The organism is Pyxidicoccus xibeiensis, assembly GCF_024198175.1.
Taxonomy (GTDB): domain Bacteria; phylum Myxococcota; class Myxococcia; order Myxococcales; family Myxococcaceae; genus Myxococcus; species Myxococcus xibeiensis.
Map to the genome: position 1 here is coordinate 62754 of NZ_JAJVKV010000012.1, position 16493 is coordinate 79246.

General features: G+C 68.2%; 9 protein-coding genes. 3 read left to right on the forward strand and 6 right to left on the reverse strand.

Going from position 1 to position 16493, the window contains the following annotated elements; all coding sequences use genetic code 11:
- Positions 1-24 precede the first annotated feature (24 nt).
- Positions 25-522: a hypothetical protein gene (locus LXT23_RS37155; protein ID WP_253985169.1), complete on the forward strand. Its 498-nt coding sequence runs from the start codon at positions 25-27 to the stop codon at positions 520-522.
- Positions 523-601: 79 nt separating this feature from the next.
- On the opposite strand, the gene LXT23_RS37160 is transcribed toward LXT23_RS37155, so the two are convergent.
- Positions 602-931 (reverse strand): SRPBCC family protein, encoded by a 330-nt coding sequence (locus tag LXT23_RS37160; RefSeq protein WP_253985170.1) that lies wholly within the window; start codon positions 929-931, stop codon positions 602-604.
- Between the two features lie 111 nt (positions 932-1042).
- On the opposite strand from LXT23_RS37160, the gene LXT23_RS37165 reads away from it, so the two are divergent.
- Positions 1043-2956 (forward strand): hypothetical protein, encoded by a 1914-nt coding sequence (locus tag LXT23_RS37165; RefSeq protein WP_253985171.1) that lies wholly within the window; start codon positions 1043-1045, stop codon positions 2954-2956.
- Between the two features lie 52 nt (positions 2957-3008).
- Here the strand turns inward: LXT23_RS37165 and LXT23_RS37170 are convergent, their stop codons facing one another.
- The 4 genes from LXT23_RS37170 to LXT23_RS37185 form a co-directional block, all read right to left on the reverse strand.
- Entirely contained in the window at positions 3009-5204 is a 2196-nt protein-coding gene (locus tag LXT23_RS37170) for a hypothetical protein (RefSeq protein WP_253985172.1), read from the reverse strand.
- Between the two features lie 6 nt (positions 5205-5210).
- Positions 5211-10778 (reverse strand): hypothetical protein, encoded by a 5568-nt coding sequence (locus LXT23_RS37175; RefSeq protein ID WP_253985173.1) that lies wholly within the window; start codon positions 10776-10778, stop codon positions 5211-5213.
- A gap of 39 nt (positions 10779-10817) precedes the next feature.
- The gene (locus tag LXT23_RS37180) at positions 10818-12086 is read right to left on the reverse strand and encodes an SH3 domain-containing protein (protein ID WP_253985174.1); all 1269 of its coding nucleotides are present in this window, start codon (positions 12084-12086) and stop codon (positions 10818-10820) included.
- A 200-nt stretch (positions 12087-12286) separates the two neighbouring features.
- Complete coding sequence (locus tag LXT23_RS37185; protein WP_253985175.1) at positions 12287-13717, reverse strand: hypothetical protein; 1431 nt, start codon at positions 13715-13717, stop codon at positions 12287-12289.
- A gap of 217 nt (positions 13718-13934) precedes the next feature.
- Here LXT23_RS37185 and LXT23_RS37190 point away from each other — a divergent pair, with 217 nt between their 5' ends.
- Entirely contained in the window at positions 13935-14906 is a 972-nt protein-coding gene (locus LXT23_RS37190; protein WP_253985176.1) for a LysM peptidoglycan-binding domain-containing protein, read from the forward strand.
- A 17-nt stretch (positions 14907-14923) separates the two neighbouring features.
- Here the strand turns inward: LXT23_RS37190 and LXT23_RS37195 are convergent, their stop codons facing one another.
- Positions 14924-16237: a serine hydrolase domain-containing protein gene (locus tag LXT23_RS37195; protein ID WP_253985177.1), complete on the reverse strand. Its 1314-nt coding sequence runs from the start codon at positions 16235-16237 to the stop codon at positions 14924-14926.
- Between the last annotated feature and the right edge of the window lie 256 nt (positions 16238-16493).

Here is a 16493-nt window from a genome sequence, read left to right on the forward strand (position 1 = left end):
CCCCCCTCTCCAAGGCGCCACATCATGGAAATCTACAGCTCTGAGCAGGCGAAGAAGAAGACCCAGCAGCCGAAAGCCATCTACTACTCCCGTGCCCGGCTCATTGCTGGCGCCGTCATCTGGGCGGTGTCCATCGCCGGCTTTGGCGCGCTGACCTATCGGGCGGGCTCCGCGCAGGGAGCGATGGCGGTCTTCGCGGTGATAACCCTGCTCGCGGCCTGGATGTTCTTCAACTGCGTCAAGCCGCTGGGCCGCCTGGACACGCCGGCGCTGCTCATCGGCAAGGATGGCATCCGCTTCGATGACGGCATGCTGATTGGCTGGGACGACATGCAGGAGAATACCTATATCAGCCAGTCCTACATGGGCATTCCCATCCTCAAGCTGATTCAAATCAAGACGACCCTGGACAAGCCCAAGGTCAAGAAGCTGCGCGTCGCCGCGCTCGACCTCGACAGCGACCAGTACCTGGCGCTCTGCGACAGCTACAGCCAGGGCGCGGTGCTGCCGGCCACGCGCTGAAACACGCCAGAGCGCCTCCACATCACGAAGTCCGCGGCTCCTGCTGCCGCGAGTGCCAGGCGTTCCGCCTCGCCCGGCGTCAAGCCACGGGTGCGTGCGCGCGCCCGTGCACCTTCGCCACGCGCTCGGCCAGGGCCCGGTTCAGGCCCTCGTACGCGGGGCGCAGGCCCGGCAGTCGCTTGCGTCCCGCAATGAGCGTGTACAGGCCGAAGAAGTCCTCGCCGTGCACCAGTCGCGTGCCCCCGCTGGAGGCGGACAGGTGGAAGTAGTGCCGCCCCTTCAAGATGAGCGGCACGCCGCCCGTCCATTCGAGCGCCGTGCCGGGCTCGCAGCGCACGAGCGTGCCCGTGAAGGCGAACAGCTTCCCCGAGCCGTCCGGCGCGAAGGCCTCGGTTTCAAGTCGGACCATGGGGGCTTCCTATTTCACTGCAGGAGCATTCGCCAGAAGCCGCGGTGACCGAAGACTTTGCGCGAGGCCCGTTCCCTGGAGGCCGAACAACACCTCAAGGGAGTGTTTCACATGCAGCAGTCTCGAAGCGGCGTGCGCACCGGGCTCCGAACGAAGATTCCATCCGCTTGCGTCGTGGTCTCCTTGTCCTTGTCGCTCGCCGCCTGTGCCGGGCCGGAGGGACTCGAAGACTCCGGCGAAGTCCTCACTGGCGAGGTGAGCCAGGGCGTCCAGGTCGGCAGCTCCATGGACTGTCCCACCGGGACGGGCGGTACGTGCACCGTCCTCAACATGCCGCTCCTGCATCAGTCGAGCAGCCTGATTGACGTCGACGTGCAGTGGATGAGCCCCTGGGGATGTTACGACACGTCCATCGCCACGGTGCTGAACACGGCGCTCGCCAACCGCACCAGCACGCGCCCGCTGGTGGACCGCACGCTGGCCTGGGACAGCATCGTGGCGGGCAACAACGGTGGCACGCCTCCGCTGACGACCACCAAGGTCTACGAGCAGGTGACGCAGCAGTACCGGTGGGCCAACGCCACGGTGCCGATGTACTTCCACGAGATGCTCAAGGACTTCGACACCGCGTTCACGACGGTCCGCAAGTTCCCCGCCGGCTGCAACCCGGACGTCTACGGCTCCTGCGCCTGGAGCACCAGCGTCCTCGTCAACGACACCGTCGGCGCCGCCTACCGCGACTTCAGCGAGGGGACGCTGCACGTCACGAATGACTACATCAAGGGGCAGATGAACGCCGGCTTCGCGATGATGATTGCGTACGGCCGCTACACCCCGAAGAAGGTGTGGGACTCGAGGCTCGGCGGCTATCGGATGACGTTCATGCGGGACAGCCAGCACAAGGTTGCGTTCAGCGGCTACCAGCCCGGGACGTACCCGCTGCGCATCAACGACGTGGGCGATGGGCAGCGCTACAACGTCTCGGTGACGTCCGATGTCGCGCTCATCGGCACGTTCGATGGCATCGCCGCGAGCAGCGTCGTGGCGTGGGACTTCCCCAATGGGAAGAAGGCGCAGACCTTCGTTCGCTATGACCCGGCGGTGTCGCCCACCACGCAGGTGTTCTTCGTGGACCACGTCGATGGCCTGTCGCTCAGCCTGCCGAAGGCCGGCCCCGTGCGTCAGGTGTTCAGCGGGACGTGGAGCGCTGGCTGGACGTCGCTCATGCCCTTCACCCTGAATGGCGAGCCCCACCAGCTGGCCTACAACCGCAACACCGGCGCGGTGCACTTCGACACGTTCTACGCGAACGCGAATGGCACGAACACCGTGTGGAGCTACACGTGGGGCAGCGGCTTCACCCACTTCGCGCCGTACTACATCAACAAGCACCCGTACTTCATCGCCTACAACAGCACGACGGGCGACGCGCACTACGACACGTTCCCCAGCAACCTGCAGGGCCCCATCATCAAGGCCATCAAGACCTGGCCCGCCGGGCTCACCACCATCGAGCCGTTCGTCATGAATGGTGAGAACTACCTGCTGCTGTACAACAAGAACACGGGGGCCGTGCGCTACGAGAAGCTGAACGCGACGGGGAGCGACTCGACCACCACGTGGACGGGCACGTGGGGCACGGGCTTCACGCACTTCGCCAGCCATGACATCGGCGGGACGCCGCACCTGGTGGTGTACAACGCCTCCACGGGCGCCATCCATTACGACCGGATTCTGGCCAATGGGGTGAGCGTGCTCGCCATCGAGACGCTGGCCACGGGGCTGAACCTGGAGGCGCTGGACTTCAACGGGCCGGGCCACGTCCTCGCGTATCAGCCTGGAACCGGCAGCGCCGCGACGAAGCGCCTCGGGCTCGACGGCACGACCTCCGCGGACGCCTTCGCCGGCACGACGTTCGCGAGCGCCACCGCCGTGGTGCCGTTCATGCAGGGCGGCAAGCCGTACGTGCTGCTCTACAACGAGAACACAGGCACCGTGCGCTCGTACGAGCTGTCGATGTTCTGAGCCGCCTTCTGTCAGTCCGGGGAGCAGGCCCATGGCGCCTGCTCCCGGCCCCCTACGCCTTCTTCGCCACGCGCTTCGCCTTGGCCTGCTCGAGTTCCTCCAGCGTCATCCGCCGGTTCTGCTCGGGGCGCTTGAAGGCGTAGAACTTGAAGTCGTGCTTCACGTCGCCGAGGACCTTGGAGGTGATTTCGACCAGCTCCTTCCTGCCTCCCGGGTCCTGCTCGACGAAGGCGGGAATCTCGCTGGTGTACTTCTTGGAGTCCTTCTTGTGCAGCGCCTTCTGCGCCTCCGGGCTGTAGAAGAAGACCACGTCCCCGCAGTTGTTGCCAGCCATGCGCATGTAGATGGGGGTCACGGCGTTGATGAGCCGTGCGACCTTGTCCCGGTACAGGAGCGACGCGGTCGCGGGCGACTTCAGGTACGCACGGGCATGGTCGGCATTCGGGTGGCTGTGGCCGTCGAAGCCCGTCCGCTTGATGATTTCCGTCGGCGTGAGGCACTCCGCCCAGATTTCGTACTTGCGCGCCACGCGGTTCATGATGGTGTGCGCCACGCCCTTCCACGCGGGCTCGCTCTGGCCGATGGCCTCGCCGCAGATGGTGCTGACGAAGAGCGTGAACTCCTCCTGCAGCTCGGGCGGGACGACGGGCATGGGCGAGATGAGCCGGGCCACCGTGCCCGACAGGTCCACCGTGTTCGCCGTGCACACGCCCGTGGCGAGCACCCGCGAGACGAACATGCCCCCCTCGAAGGCCGCGAAGCCGCTGGAGCCGCCGGGCTCGCTCGCCTCGTAGTCCGCGAGCGCCCAGAAGGGCACCTCCCGCGGACCCGCCACCGGCGTGGGCCGCATCGCCGCGAAGACCTGCAGCCCCCTGGCCTGCTCGAGCACCTCCACGTAGTGCCGCGGCAGCCGCTTCAGGTCCAACAGCTCGCGCTCGAAGGCGCCCTTCTCCAGCGACACCGACACCGTCTCGAGTTCCGAAAGCAGCGTCGAGACATCGTCCGGCAGGCAGACGTTGACGGCCGCGAACTGCTTCTCCGTGTGCCGGAGGGGGAAGCTCGCTTGCTTGCGATTGCTCTCGAGGAGGTTGCGGAAGTGGTCATCCAGCTCCTCCACCCGCCAGCCGTCGCCCTGGGGCACGCGGACGTAGGGCTTCACCGTCAGGTCCAGCATGACGGAGTCGCTGAAGTTCTCGAACTCGCCGCGGACGGCCAGCTTGCCGCCGTCCAGCGACACCGCGAACGTCTTCAAGCGCGGCCGGGGCACGACGAGCGCCAGCCGCGGGTCCGCCTTCATCTGCTCCACGGGAGGCGGTGGTGGCGGCGGCGGTGGCTTCTTGCCGGCCTTCTTGCCCTTCGGCGGCTCGGGAGGCGGGGGCGGCGGGGCCGGGGGCTTCTTGGAGACGCTCAGCTGGTACTGGAACGACAGCGTCTCGGAGGACTCCATGTTCCCGAGCGCCGCGAGCCGGTTGTCGAGCACCTCGCCCTTCTCGTCGCGGACTGCCAGGTAGCCGATGCGCCACAGCTGCTCCTGGGTCGCCTCGGGACTCCCAATCTCCCACTCGACGTGGACCGTCGCGCTCTTGTCGGGCGGCACGCCTTCGACGGGCGTGGGGTAGATGTCCACCGTGGCCACGAGCCCGTTGAAGAGGGGGCTGAAGTCCGGCTTGAGCTGCATGACCGAGCCCACCCGATGGTTCCGGACGTTGCGCTCGATGAAGTCGGGCAGCCAGCCGAACGACAGCTCCTCGAGCGCGAGCCCGAAGTCGATGCGCGCCGCCAGGTCGAAGGGAATGGACGCCGGGGCCCCGGGCTTCACCTCGAAGCCCTGGTTGCCGAACAGCAGCGGCTCCACCCGGAAGCCCAGGCTCCCCGTGCCGAGCAGCCCGAGCTCGAAGACGGCCACCTTCAGCGGCTGGGTGCCTTCTCCGTTCTTCTCCCGCACCAGGAAGCTGTCGCCGTTCGGCACCAGGCACGTCTCGCGCCGGTGCATCAGCCGCTTCTCGGCGAAGCTGTCACCGCGGACAATCCACTCGAGCCGGCAGGGCACGTTGCCCGCCAGGTTCTCGCAACCGCCGCCCACCATCACCTGCCAGTCCTCCAGGCCCAGCAGGGTGGGCTGGCTCTGCGGCCTGGGCGTGAGCACCAGGTGCGGCGCCGCGCGAATGCGCAGTACGCCGTCATAGCCGAGCGGGAACTGGCAGTCGCCGTCTGACTCCGGCGCCGGAGTGGCTTGGGTCTGTGACATGGCTGTCTATTCCTCGGGCGGCGAGTCGAGCGTCGTCAGGGGGAGCCGCGAGTCGGGCACCGGGGCGGTCTCCGTGTCGGGCGTCGGGGCAACCTCCGTATCGGGCGGAGGGGGCTCCGGCGGGCGCGTGAAGGTCGCGCTCTTGTCGGGCATCACGGTCTGCCGCACGGGCAGCTTGTCCACGCGCCGGAGGGTGAAGGTGTAGGCCACCTCCGGCTTGAGCGCCTTGAGGTCCACCCGGGCGACGAAGTCTCCCTGGAGGTCGCAGCCGCCGCGCTTCGCCCGGTAGGACGGGGTGGCGTACTCGAGGTGGTCCGACAGCTTCGGCTCGAGGCTCGCCACGTGCGGGTCCACCTCCTCCGGAGAGACGGCCAGCTCGAACTCGCGGGCGACGTTCCATGCGGCCTTGGTCGTCAGGCCCGGCACGGGCACCTCGAGCCCCTCGCCGTGGCAGCGCAGCTCCAGCGTGTCGCCCACCTGCTCCACCTTCAGGTCACCCACCCACCGCGGCGTGAAGTCATGGGCGCCCGCCGCCTCCAGTTGCCGGGGCTCGCAGTCCGAGCCCTCGGCCGCGGCCAGCTCCCACTTGTACTCCGTCGCGCCGGTGACGGGTCCCTGCGGATAGGGGACGCGCGCCGCGAGCAGCCAGTCCGCCGCGGTGTTCTCCCCGTGGATTTCGAGCTTCTCCGGCCGCAGCTTCGCGAAGCCCTTGAGGGGCTCCCACTTCCCCTTGGCCGTCTTGCGCGAGAAGGTGGCCGTGTAGCGGGCCAGGTCCTCGGGCGCGCCGCGGGCGATGGCGGAGATTTCCAGCTCGCAGCTCCCCGTCTTCGGCGCGGGCTTGAAGGAGAGGGGGCCCTGGAAGGCCACCTTCCGGTACCGGCCGGGCTCCGCGTGGGTGGCGCGAATGGGCTCGGTCGTCTTCGCCTTCAGCGCCTCGAGCTCCGCCAGGGTGAGCGAGCCATCCCCCTCGCCGGTGTTCTCTCCGGGGTGCCGGTACAGGAGGGGCTGGCCGTTGAGGGCCACGAACTCGAACCAGTAGAAGAGCTCGACACCGGGGGCCAGCTCGCTCTGGTTGAGGCTGTTGAAGATGGGGCCCGGGTGGAAGGTGGCCACCATCCAGTTGGCCGACGCGGGGTTGACGGTGAGGCGCAGGCGGGACTTGCGCGTCGGGTCCGCCTCCGTCACCTCGAAGCCGCCCGCCGCCGCCGCCGCGTGCACCCGGTCCACCGCACCCTTCCCGGAGGCGTCGATGATGCAGCTCATGCCCGAGCCATCGATTCGCTCGATGACGAGGGCGAGCTTCGGCCCGAGCGCCTTCTCGGCGTGCCACAGCGCCGCGGCGAGCCCCTTGTGCAGGTTCACCTTGTACAGCTTGCGGTACAGGTCCTGGAAGGCCTTGTACTTCACCGGGCCGAGCTCGACGTCTCTCGCCGTGAGGGGGGTGTTGAGGAGGGTCTGGTGCTGCTCGTCGAAGACGCATGAGGCGGCGAGCTTCGGGTCGTCGCACACGGCGGGCTCGAACTGCAGCTCCACGCCATCGTCACCCGACGGTGCCACCTTCTTCGCTCCCGTGACTTCGAAGAGCTGGAGGTCCTCGCTGCTCTTGAAGCGGCACGTATGACCGTCCTTGCTCAGATACGTCAGCTGGAGCTTGCGCTTCAGCTTCTTCGCGAGCAGGCGAAGCCCCTTCACGAGTGCCCAGCCCACGCGGATGTCCATGGCCCTGTAGCAGTCCAGGTACCGGACGTGGCCATCGAAGACGTACAGCCTCGTCGCGCCGTCGAAGATCTCCTTCCCTTCCTCCGTCAGGTCGACGATGAAGTCCTTCCGGTCATCCTCGCCGAACACGAACCGTTTCGGGTCGATGGCGGGGACCTCCCCGTTCGTGAGCGCGCGCGCCGTGATGGGCAGCACCCGCTCCGGGTAGGGGCTGCCGGGGCCCGTGTTGCTCGTGTCGGTCCGCAACAGGAGGAAGCCGGAGAGTTCCCTGGGCGCCGGCCCCTCGAACGAGAGCCGCCAGCGCCAGCTCCCGTCGGCCTGCCGCAGGGGGCGCTCGGTGACCACGGCCTCGCCCACGGCCTGCTCCCCCTGGAGCCTGGGCCGGGGCACGGACACCGTCCGCGCCAGGAAGGGCGGCTGGGACTTGGGCTCCAGGTCCTTCGGGGGGCTGGCCGTGTCGGCGACCACCAGGTTCCACTCGCCCCAGAAGGAGGCCTGGACCTCCTGGACGATGTTGCCACCCGGGCCGAACTCGCGGCCCGTGGCCAGCACGAGCTCATGCGGTTCCTGCCGGGCGAGCAGCGTGACGCGGTTCTGTGGGTCGTAGCCGAAGTCCTCGTCGATGACGACCGCGGCGACCATGTCGCCCACGGTCAGCTCGTTCTTCTTCGCCACCCACCCGGCGCACAGCGGGCTCGGGTCTTCCTGCCGGAACAGGGGCACGGACCACTCGTCCCGGACGCAGGCCTTCTTCTGCTTGTCCAGCACGTTGAGCAGCCACACCCCCGACACGGGGTGCAGGTTCTCCAGCTTGCCCGCGGGAGCGAGCCATCCGTCGGCCGCGAAGAGCTTCGCACGCGCCGGCTCGGGCGGCTGCTTGGTGCCCAGGGGCGGGATGCGCGCGATGTGCACCTCCTTCGCCGGGTCGCACCAGGCAATCTCGGCCACGTTCTTCTTCGCCGCCTCCTCGGTGTCGATGCCGAGCGCGTCGTTCACCTTCTTCAGCACGGTCTGCACGTTGTCGGAGGTCCACTCGTTCTTCTGGACGAGCCGCACGTTGCGCCAGCGCCGGGTGATGCCCTGCGCGAGCAGGCGGCCATCCGCGCCCTGCAGCGAGACGGACTGCTCGATGAAGAAGCCCTCCTTCGCCTTCAGCGTCATCCGCTCCGCCATGGCGGGCACCCTCAGCGAGAGCGGGACGACGCCGTCCTTCACGGAGGCGAGCTTGTTCGCGTCCAGCTCGAGGACCCCGGGCTTGCAGACCTTCCGGCCCAGCTCATCGCTGCCGCCGCAGCCGCCCCGGGGGCATTCCAGGCGCCGCCACGCGCCGTGGACCTCCTGCTCGAAGCACACCTCCAGCTTGTAGCTTCCCCCGGTGACCTGGGTGTTCTGCTCGGGCTTCGGCAGGAACAGGGGCTCCACCTCCAGCTTCAGCGGGTAGGCGAAGCGGCAGCACGGGGAGCTCCAGTCGGGCTTGTCGCCCTCGGGCGCGAACGAGGTGTTCTTGTCGAGAATCGACGCGACCACCGACCCGTAGTTCAGGCTGCTGCGCTGGATGGTGCTGGCCGCCTTGAAGACCGCCGCGGTGGCCTCGGAGAAGGGGCCCTGGTCCTCCTGGGGGAGGGCCGTCTTGAGGTGCTCCTCGATTTCGGTCACCTCCAGGAAGTTGTCCTCCCCGTCCTCCTTCACCTCGACGAGCCCGGTGGACTTCTCGCCGCCGAGCTCGAGCCGCTCCATCAGCTTCTCGAGCAGCCGGATGCCGCTCTTCTTCTCCTCCTGGGGGCAGAAGAGCTGGAAGTGGAGGAAGCCCGAGCGGAGGGTGAACTGCTTGCGCCGGCCCGGCACGTCCGGGTCGGCGGGCACCTGGAAGCTCGGCGCGGGGGTGGCCCGCTCGCCGGGGAGCGGGCCCGCGAAGCCGAGCACCTCTCCGGTCCTCACCGGGAAGAAGGGCTCGTCGAAGGTGACCACCTTGCCGCCGGTCAGCGCGTCGAGCGCCGCCTGGAGGTTCCCGGTGGGCGGCTTGTAGAGCCACAGCACCCGGCCTTCCGCGGTGCGGATGGTGATGGGTTCGGTGGAGCCATCCTCCGCGAGCACTTCATACGCCTTGGCCTCCTTGGTGGTGCCCGCCTCCGCGAGCTTCCGGTCCTCCTCGTCGACGGGCACCGCGGACCAGCGCAGCGTGCCGGGCGGGGCACCCGCGTCCTCCGCGATGGCGACCCAGGCGCCGAAGCGCTGCTGGTACAGCTTCTTGAACCAGGGCACGTCCTTGAAGTAGCCCCTGAGCTCCGCGCTCCGGACCTGCTTCGGGTCGTTGGAGGCCGGGTACGCCGGCGAGCGCAGGTGCATGTAGAGCGTGTAGAACGCGCCCTTGCCGTCCTGGGTCTCTGGCGTGTCGGGCAGCTCTTGCAGCTCGTGACGGAGGAGCACGAAGCCCGGCCAGTTGCCGAGCGCCTCGGCGACGCTTGGCTGGAGGCTCGCGGAGTGCTGGCCGGGAAGCCGGGCCGCGACGACATAGCCCGGGGCCACGGCGCTGACCGGGGCGAGCTCCAGGTGAGGCGGCGGGAAGAGGTGGACGCCGCCATGCAGGTTCCGCTGGAGGCCGAGCACGTAGTAGCCGCCAATGCCCGTGTCGAGTGACTCGTTGTTGTAATAGTTCTGCCAGGGGTGGCTGGAGCCGGTGCTGCCGCGCAGCGGGAAGCTGTACTTCGGCCGGCTGAAGCTGCTGTCGACCACCTCGGGGGGGACCTCGGTCCGCTTTGCGCGAAAGGCATAGCGCCCGCAGTGCGTGTCCGAGTGGTCCAGGATGCGGTCGTACGGCGTCTTGCGTACCTCCGGGTTCTTCTCGAAGAAGGCCGTGGCGCGCACGAGGTTGAAGGAGGCGAAGCCCTTCATCCCGTACTTCTTGTCCAGGACGCCGGAGCGCATCCGGAAGAGCGCATGGTGGGGCTCGAGCTTGTGGCCCAGGTCCACCCTCTTGTCGGGCGCGGGCGCGGGGAGAAACGCCTTCGCGAGCCCGGACTTGGTGGAGGGGTCCGCGGTCACCAGCCAGAGCTGCCGCGTGCCCCCCAGCTCCAGGATGCAGTAGCCACAGATGACGATGATGTGGCGGGGGTCGGCATCATCTTGCTGGTTCCTGAACCCGATGCCCGTGTAGATGAGCACCGGGTTGTTGGCGCGCAGGCTGTCGATGAGGTGGGCGAAGCGCTCCCGCGCGCGCTCCTCGCTGGTGCGGATGGCGTCGACCTCGTGCCGCATTCCCTCCGGAAGCAGGTTGCCGACCTCGTCCGTGAGCTTGGTGGCGGTTCGATAGCGCAGGATGCCGCCCACCCCCGCGGGACGCGGCTCCTGGGCGGGGAAGATTTCGCTGACGGGGCGCGGAATCTCGCCGTTCTCCTGGTACCCGGTGCTGGACTGGATTTCGTAGCTGCCCTTGGGCGCAATGGTCCAGCCCCGCTTCGGCAGGGAGTCGTCGTAGGGAGGACTGAAGAAGGCGCGCTCTCCTCCGGGATACCGGAGGTCGAGCCGGCACTCCGGGTCTCCCGCGCGCGAGTGCGTGATGTAGTGCGCGCGTGGGTCCCCTCCCTTGATGAGCTGGAAGTAGTTGTAGAGCATCGAGGCGGAGGTCCGCCCGCACCAGTCCGGTGCCTGCTCCGGCTTGTCCAGCACCTGCTGCCCCAGGAGCGGGACCTTGAGGACATGCCACTCCCGGGCCTTGCTCTTGACCTCCTCCGGGAACTCGTAGTTGTCGACGGGGAAGACGCGCAGGAGGGTATTGCCCTGCTTCTCCACGATGTTCTCGTCGACACCGAGACCCTCGCTGTCTTCCTTCAGATAGAACTGACGCTTGAGCCCCATGAAACGATACTCCCCCTCTGATGCACGGCCCCCGTGGCGCTACGGGCCTTCACTGCACGAGGTGTCGTCGACCTCGAATCGGTGCTTCCTGTTCGCGGCGAGGTAGCTCGCGGGTGTGCCGTGGGGATTCAGTTCCCAGACAGCCACGTTGGCCTCGGCCGTGGGCCACGTGAGCGTCAGCGTCTTCTGGAATCCCCCCAGGACTCGCAGCTGGAATTGGAAGCCGGTGGCGGTCTTCGAGATATCGACGACCCGCCACACCTCGTCGTTGGACTCCCCCGGCCCCATGACCTTGTGCCACCAGATGCTCGCCCGGCGGTACAGGTCCACGCGGAGCTCGGCGCCCTTGAGTCCGCAGCCGACATTGAGGAAGCGCTTGCCCGAGGGCCGCTGCGACAGCTGGTACCAGCGGTCGGGCAGCGACTGATAGAGCTGGAGGGCTTCCAGGCTCAGCGCCGGCATGTCGGGGGACTCCTGATGCACCTCGGAATACTTGCCAGCATCCGGTGTGGCCTCGCGCGCGCCCTGCCGCAGCGCGCGCTTCAGCACCTCGGAGACCTGGGAGCTGCCGCGCGACACGATGCTGACGAGGAAATCCTCGTCAGCATCGTCAATCTCCGTCCAGTGCAGGGAGCCGAAGTAGCCGGCATGGACGACGAGCGCCTCGCCCCGGTACATGGCGCTGACGAAGGCACCGTCGCGAAACTCGATGCGGTGCCAGTCGAACTCAATCTTCTCCAGCTCTCGGACGATGCCTGCCTGGCCCGTCTCGCGTTTCACGACGGGGAGGTCGAAGAGGACCTTGCGCAGCACCTTGATGGTCTCGCGGTAGCCGCCCTTCCTCCGGCGCGTCTCCCGGTCCTTGGCGAGCTGGTCGAAGCTGACGTCGAAGAAGCGCTCCGAGAGCAGCTTCAGCGCCTGCTCGTTGTCCGGAGCGAGCGTCGCCGCGCGCGTGGCGGCGTCCAGGCGCACCCGGAGGTCCAGGGTGGTGTCCTGCGCCTGGGCCAGGAGCGCCTCGGCCGTGGGCTGCTGTGCGCCGACGAGCGACTTGAGCGTGAAGCCCTCCACGTCACCGCACTTGATGCGCACCCACTGCCTGGGTGCGTCCTTCACGTGCTGGCACGCGGTGGCGATGGCGACCTTGCCCACCACCTTCGCGGTGGTGGCGGGCTTGTCGCGCAGGTTCACCTCGGAGCCCTGGATGAACAGGGGGCCGGTGGATGGGGGCTGCTGGGCCCACGCCGGCGTGGAGCCCAGGGCCAGCAGGCAGGCAGACCAGAGGGAGAGCCGGCGGGTCATCTGCTTCATCGTCCGTTCCTTCGCCGCGCGTGGGTGGGCGAGCCGGAGCCTGAAGGAGGCTCTGTTCTTGCGTCAAGGACGGCTCCGCCTGCCTGGCTATTCATGCCCATGAAGGCCCGGACAGCCCCGTATCCCGGGTGCCAGGGTTTCGCTCGAGGTGTGGGTTGGCGACCTTGCTCTGCATATTCGTAGCGAGGTGATTTTTCGGGTCACCGCGGGCTCGGACTTCCATCGCGAGACGTTGACCGCGGCAGCTCCACGTCCTCCTCGACCTCCTGCCAGCGGCGGTCGCTGTACTTCAGGCGCAGCCGGTCTCCGGCGAAGGTGACCTCCGCGATGTGGGAGAGCTCCAGCGCATCGCCCGCGGGCCTGCGGATGACCTTCCATTCGCGCCCGTCGAACATGCCGACGATGCGGATGGGCATGGAGGCTTCGGTGGAGACCGCGACGCGCTCGCGCTCGGCATCCACGCCCAGGGGGAGCCAGAAGGTGTCGGACGTGCGCCCGCCCTTCACGTCCACGAAGGTGGAGTATCCGCAGGGGTTGCCGCAGCCGCACCGCGCCTCGTACAGGCCGGGCTTCAGCTCGCGCGCCGAGCGCGACGTGCAGCTCACCAGGTGGCGGCGCACCGCCTGCGGCCAGGACAGCTCCTCGTCCGTCCACGGCTCCTCCGGAGCCTCCTCCGGCGAGGGGAGCCGCGAGCGGGTGGACATGAGCCCGATTTCCTCCCGTGCCGGGAGGTACGCCTCGCCCTTGTCCTTCGTGTTGCCGCGAGCCAGGTAGCCCACGGATGAGGTCTCCGCGTCCCAGCGGAGCCGGGAGTCTCCCAGCTGGTAGGTGCTTCCCTTCTTCGTGACGTCGGGGAGCGGCACGAGGCGGCCGTCCCGCTCCGAGCGTGAGAGCCAGGCCATCCGGAGCCGCGGCTCCTTGTGGATGAACCAGCGCCCCCGGTTGCCGGGAGTCCCCACGAAGACCTCTTCCATGTTGGGGCCCTCGACCCGCATCACCCACTCGTCCGGCAGCGAGGCGGCGATGGAGAAGGCCTTGGGGCTCAGGGGCGCGAAGCGGATGCCCCAGAGGATGTTCTCGTCCTTCACGTCCGGTGTGACGGCCCGCCGCCCGAGTGCGACGCCCAGGGCATCCGAGACCTTGGCGGTCTTCCGGGACACCACGTCGAGCTTCAGCGGCGCCCCCGGCTTCGACACCTGCCTGCCGTGGAACACGACCAGCTCGTTGCCTGACTCCGTATCCTCATCATGGTCGGAGCGGCCGTGGAAGACGAGCAGGAGGACCGCCGTGTCGCGCACCTCGGCGCGGGTCCACGTGCTGTCGTAGCGCCCGCCGATGCGCGAGGCGATGCAGTCCTTCGCGGGCGCTCCCGCGCAGTCACCGAAGTCCAGCGGTGCCGCCTTGCCCTGGTGGCCCTTCAGCGTCTCGTCGAGGGCGAGGAACTCCACGTCGAGCCAGGCGCGCTCGAAGGCGTCCTGGACGGCCGCATCCCCGGGCTGCTTCGCCAGTGCCTGCCGGGTGGCCTCCAGCCGCGCCGCCGGGTCCTTGGGTTCGGGAGCCGCCGCGGTGACCGCGGCCGTGCTTCCACCATCCTGAAGGGCGGAGGTCTGCCTCGCCCCACCGCAGCCCATGCCTTCGCCGCGAGAGCAAGCAGCAATCAAAAACAAAACCGACAGACCGGCGAGGCTTCCTCGTTTTGCAATCACCTGCGCGCACCCTCTGGCGCAGTCCTACCGGAAATCCTGTCGCGTTGGCAGGGGTGCGGCGTGACTCCCGGATGAATCATTTCATGCGACATCGACATTTGTCAGACGGGCATGTCAGGGTCTGTCTCGAGCCTCTCTCACCATGAATCTTCGTCATCGTTTGCGAGATGGCCTGCGCGAGTACGTGATTCTCGAAATGCAGGACCCGGTTCCCGAGGCCCATGAGCTCATGAATGTGGGGCGGGGGTGGTCGCTCGAGAGCCGCCTGCTCCAGTGGGCCCGGGAGGACCGGAACCTGCGCGTGTTGCGGGACCTGGTCTACTCGCATGGTCATCTCACCGCGCGGCCCTTCACGTCGCTGAGCGCGGAGGAGGTCGCCAGGCAGGCGGGCGCGCTGTTCTCGTTCGGCCTCCTCCGGCTGGCCCGCGTGCCGCTGCCGGAGCGGACCGTTGCGCCGCACTTCGGGGAGGTGCCCGAGGTGGCGCCGCCCGTCGTGGACACGGAGCCGCTGTGGCTGCGGCTGCAGGTGGTGGACGACGTCACGGACGTGCCCATCTCCGGCATCCAGCTGCGCATCCAGCTCGGGGACGAGTCCGAGCAGCAGGCCACCACGGACTCGGAGGGCCGCATCGACCTGAAGGACGTGCCCCAGGGCGCGGCCAACGTGCTGTCCGTGCTGGACGGCGCCACGCTGGACAACACGCTGGCGCTGGTGCGGACGGGGGGCCCCTGGTCGCAGCAGAAGCCCTCGAAGGCGGGCAGCAAGGGCAAGCAGTCCTCGTCCACGCGCGTGCTGGCACGCATCGCCGAGCACCAGGTCTCCGATGGCGAGACGCTGGAGAGCGTCGCGCAGATGTATGGCCTCACCGCGGACGCGCTCGCGAAGTTCAACTGGGGGACCCCGGACCCCGAGCAAATCCAGCACTACCTCCTCCTGGAGGTGGGCTGTACGCGCAAGGACAAGCAGGGCCGGTATGTCTTCTCCAGCGAGGACGTGCCCGGCATCCTCCGCATTCCCCGGCCCGTGGCGGTGCCCCGGATGGCCGTGGAGCAGAGCCACATCCTTCGCGTGAAGCGGGTCCCCGAGCAGCGCCCCTACTTGTTCTCGCTCTAAGGGGCGTGGACAGCGGCTCACCGTAGGAGCAGCGTGCGGATTCGCTGGGCGACGCGCCCGGCGGACGGCGGGTCGTAGTTCGACATCACCGCGACGGTGTAGCCCTTGCCCAGGTAGATATCGAGCTTGCTGTTGATGCCCGGGAAGCCACCGCCATGGCCAATGATGCGGGTCCCCTGGACCTGCGCATCCTCGAAGCCATAGGCATACTTGTCGTCCTTGTGCTCGGGACGGGGCTGCACCTTGCCCGTGGTCAGCAGTTGCGTCGTCTTGGCGCCGAGCAGCTTGTTTGCCTGGAGCGCCTGGGAGAAGCGCCACAGGTCCCCGACGGTCGAGTACCCGCCTCCGGGCGGGCCGCCCCTGACCACGTGGAGGAAGAGGTTGTTCCACTCCCGCTTGTCGCTCTGCTGCCCACCCGGGCCCTGGCTCGTGTAGCCGACGGCGAGGTTCGGCGGGTCGCGGTCAATCTCATAGCAGTCCGAGTGGGTCATTCCGGCGGGCTTGTAGATGTGCTCGCGCACATAGTCGAAGTAGCTCTGCCCGGAGACCTTCTCGATGATGGCTCCCAGCACGACGAACCCGGAGTTGCTGTAGCTCCAGCGCGCTCCCGGTTCGAATGCGAGCGGCTCATCCACGAACAGCGGGAGGAAGTCCTGGGTCTCCCGCAGGCGGCTCTTGTCCGCCGCGTCGTATCTGGCGTTGAAGAAGTTGCCGAGCCCCGAGGTGTGGGTGAGGAGCTGATGGACGGTCACCTTCCCGGCGACCGCCTTGTTCGGGTAGTCCGGCAGCACCTTCCCCACCTTGTCCTGGAATGACAGCTTCCCGGCCTCGACCAGCTGCGCGATGGCCACCGCGGTGAACATCTTGTTCATCGAGCCGAGGTTGAACTTCGTGTCCAGCCGGTTGGGCACCTGGAAGCCCCGGCTCGCCAGGCCAAAGGCCCCCTGGTAGACGAGCTTGTCCCCGCGAGCAATCAGCACCGTCCCCGAGAAGGCCTCCGCCGCGACCAGCTTCTCGACGTAGGCCTGCGTGGCCTTGGCCACCTCCTCATCGGTCAGCGGGCGGCCGCTGTCACTCGCGACGGGCTGGACCTTCACACCGGTGATGCCGTGCGGCGCCTTCGCCTCGACGTCCACCTGCAGCCGGACCTCGTCACCGGCCAGCTTGTCCCGCGCCACCAGGATGACCGTGCGCTCGCTCGACGACTCCACCTTCCGGAGGGTGAGCCCCTCCGTGTTCATCCACAGTCCCCCGTACGTCCCCAGGTGCTGCTCGACGGGGCGCTGGGCCAGGGTGGTCTTCGCGTAGTGCTCCTGGATGAAGGCGCGCATCTTGGGCCCGTCTCCCTCGTTGAACACCTGGAGCAGCGCCGCGGCCTGCCGTCCTGCTGGGGTGGCTGGGAGCGTGGCGGGGGCGTCCGCTGCCAGCGCTGGGGCTGTCACGAGCACGGCAAGGGCGGCGAGGACTGCTACGGGACGCAGCAAGGGTCGCGTCGGAGTTCGCATCGGTCGGTCCTGTGGAAGACGGGTCCAGCCAGGGAGAGCCAGTCCGCGCGGAGATGATGCACGAGGCGCGGCCCTTCGCGGG

Coding starts and splice junctions, on each gene's coding strand:
- LXT23_RS37155 (WP_253985169.1), top strand. CDS start 25: ATGGAAATCTACAGCTCTGAGCAGGCGAAGAAGAAGACCCAGCAGCCG.
- LXT23_RS37160 (WP_253985170.1), bottom strand. CDS start 931: ATGGTCCGACTTGAAACCGAGGCCTTCGCGCCGGACGGCTCGGGGAAG.
- LXT23_RS37165 (WP_253985171.1), top strand. CDS start 1,043: ATGCAGCAGTCTCGAAGCGGCGTGCGCACCGGGCTCCGAACGAAGATT.
- LXT23_RS37170 (WP_253985172.1), bottom strand. CDS start 5,204: ATGTCACAGACCCAAGCCACTCCGGCGCCGGAGTCAGACGGCGACTGC.
- LXT23_RS37175 (WP_253985173.1), bottom strand. CDS start 10,778: ATGGGGCTCAAGCGTCAGTTCTATCTGAAGGAAGACAGCGAGGGTCTC.
- LXT23_RS37180 (WP_253985174.1), bottom strand. CDS start 12,086: ATGAAGCAGATGACCCGCCGGCTCTCCCTCTGGTCTGCCTGCCTGCTG.
- LXT23_RS37185 (WP_253985175.1), bottom strand. CDS start 13,717: ATGGGCTGCGGTGGGGCGAGGCAGACCTCCGCCCTTCAGGATGGTGGA.
- LXT23_RS37190 (WP_253985176.1), top strand. CDS start 13,935: ATGAATCTTCGTCATCGTTTGCGAGATGGCCTGCGCGAGTACGTGATT.
- LXT23_RS37195 (WP_253985177.1), bottom strand. CDS start 16,237: ATGCGCGCCTTCATCCAGGAGCACTACGCGAAGACCACCCTGGCCCAG.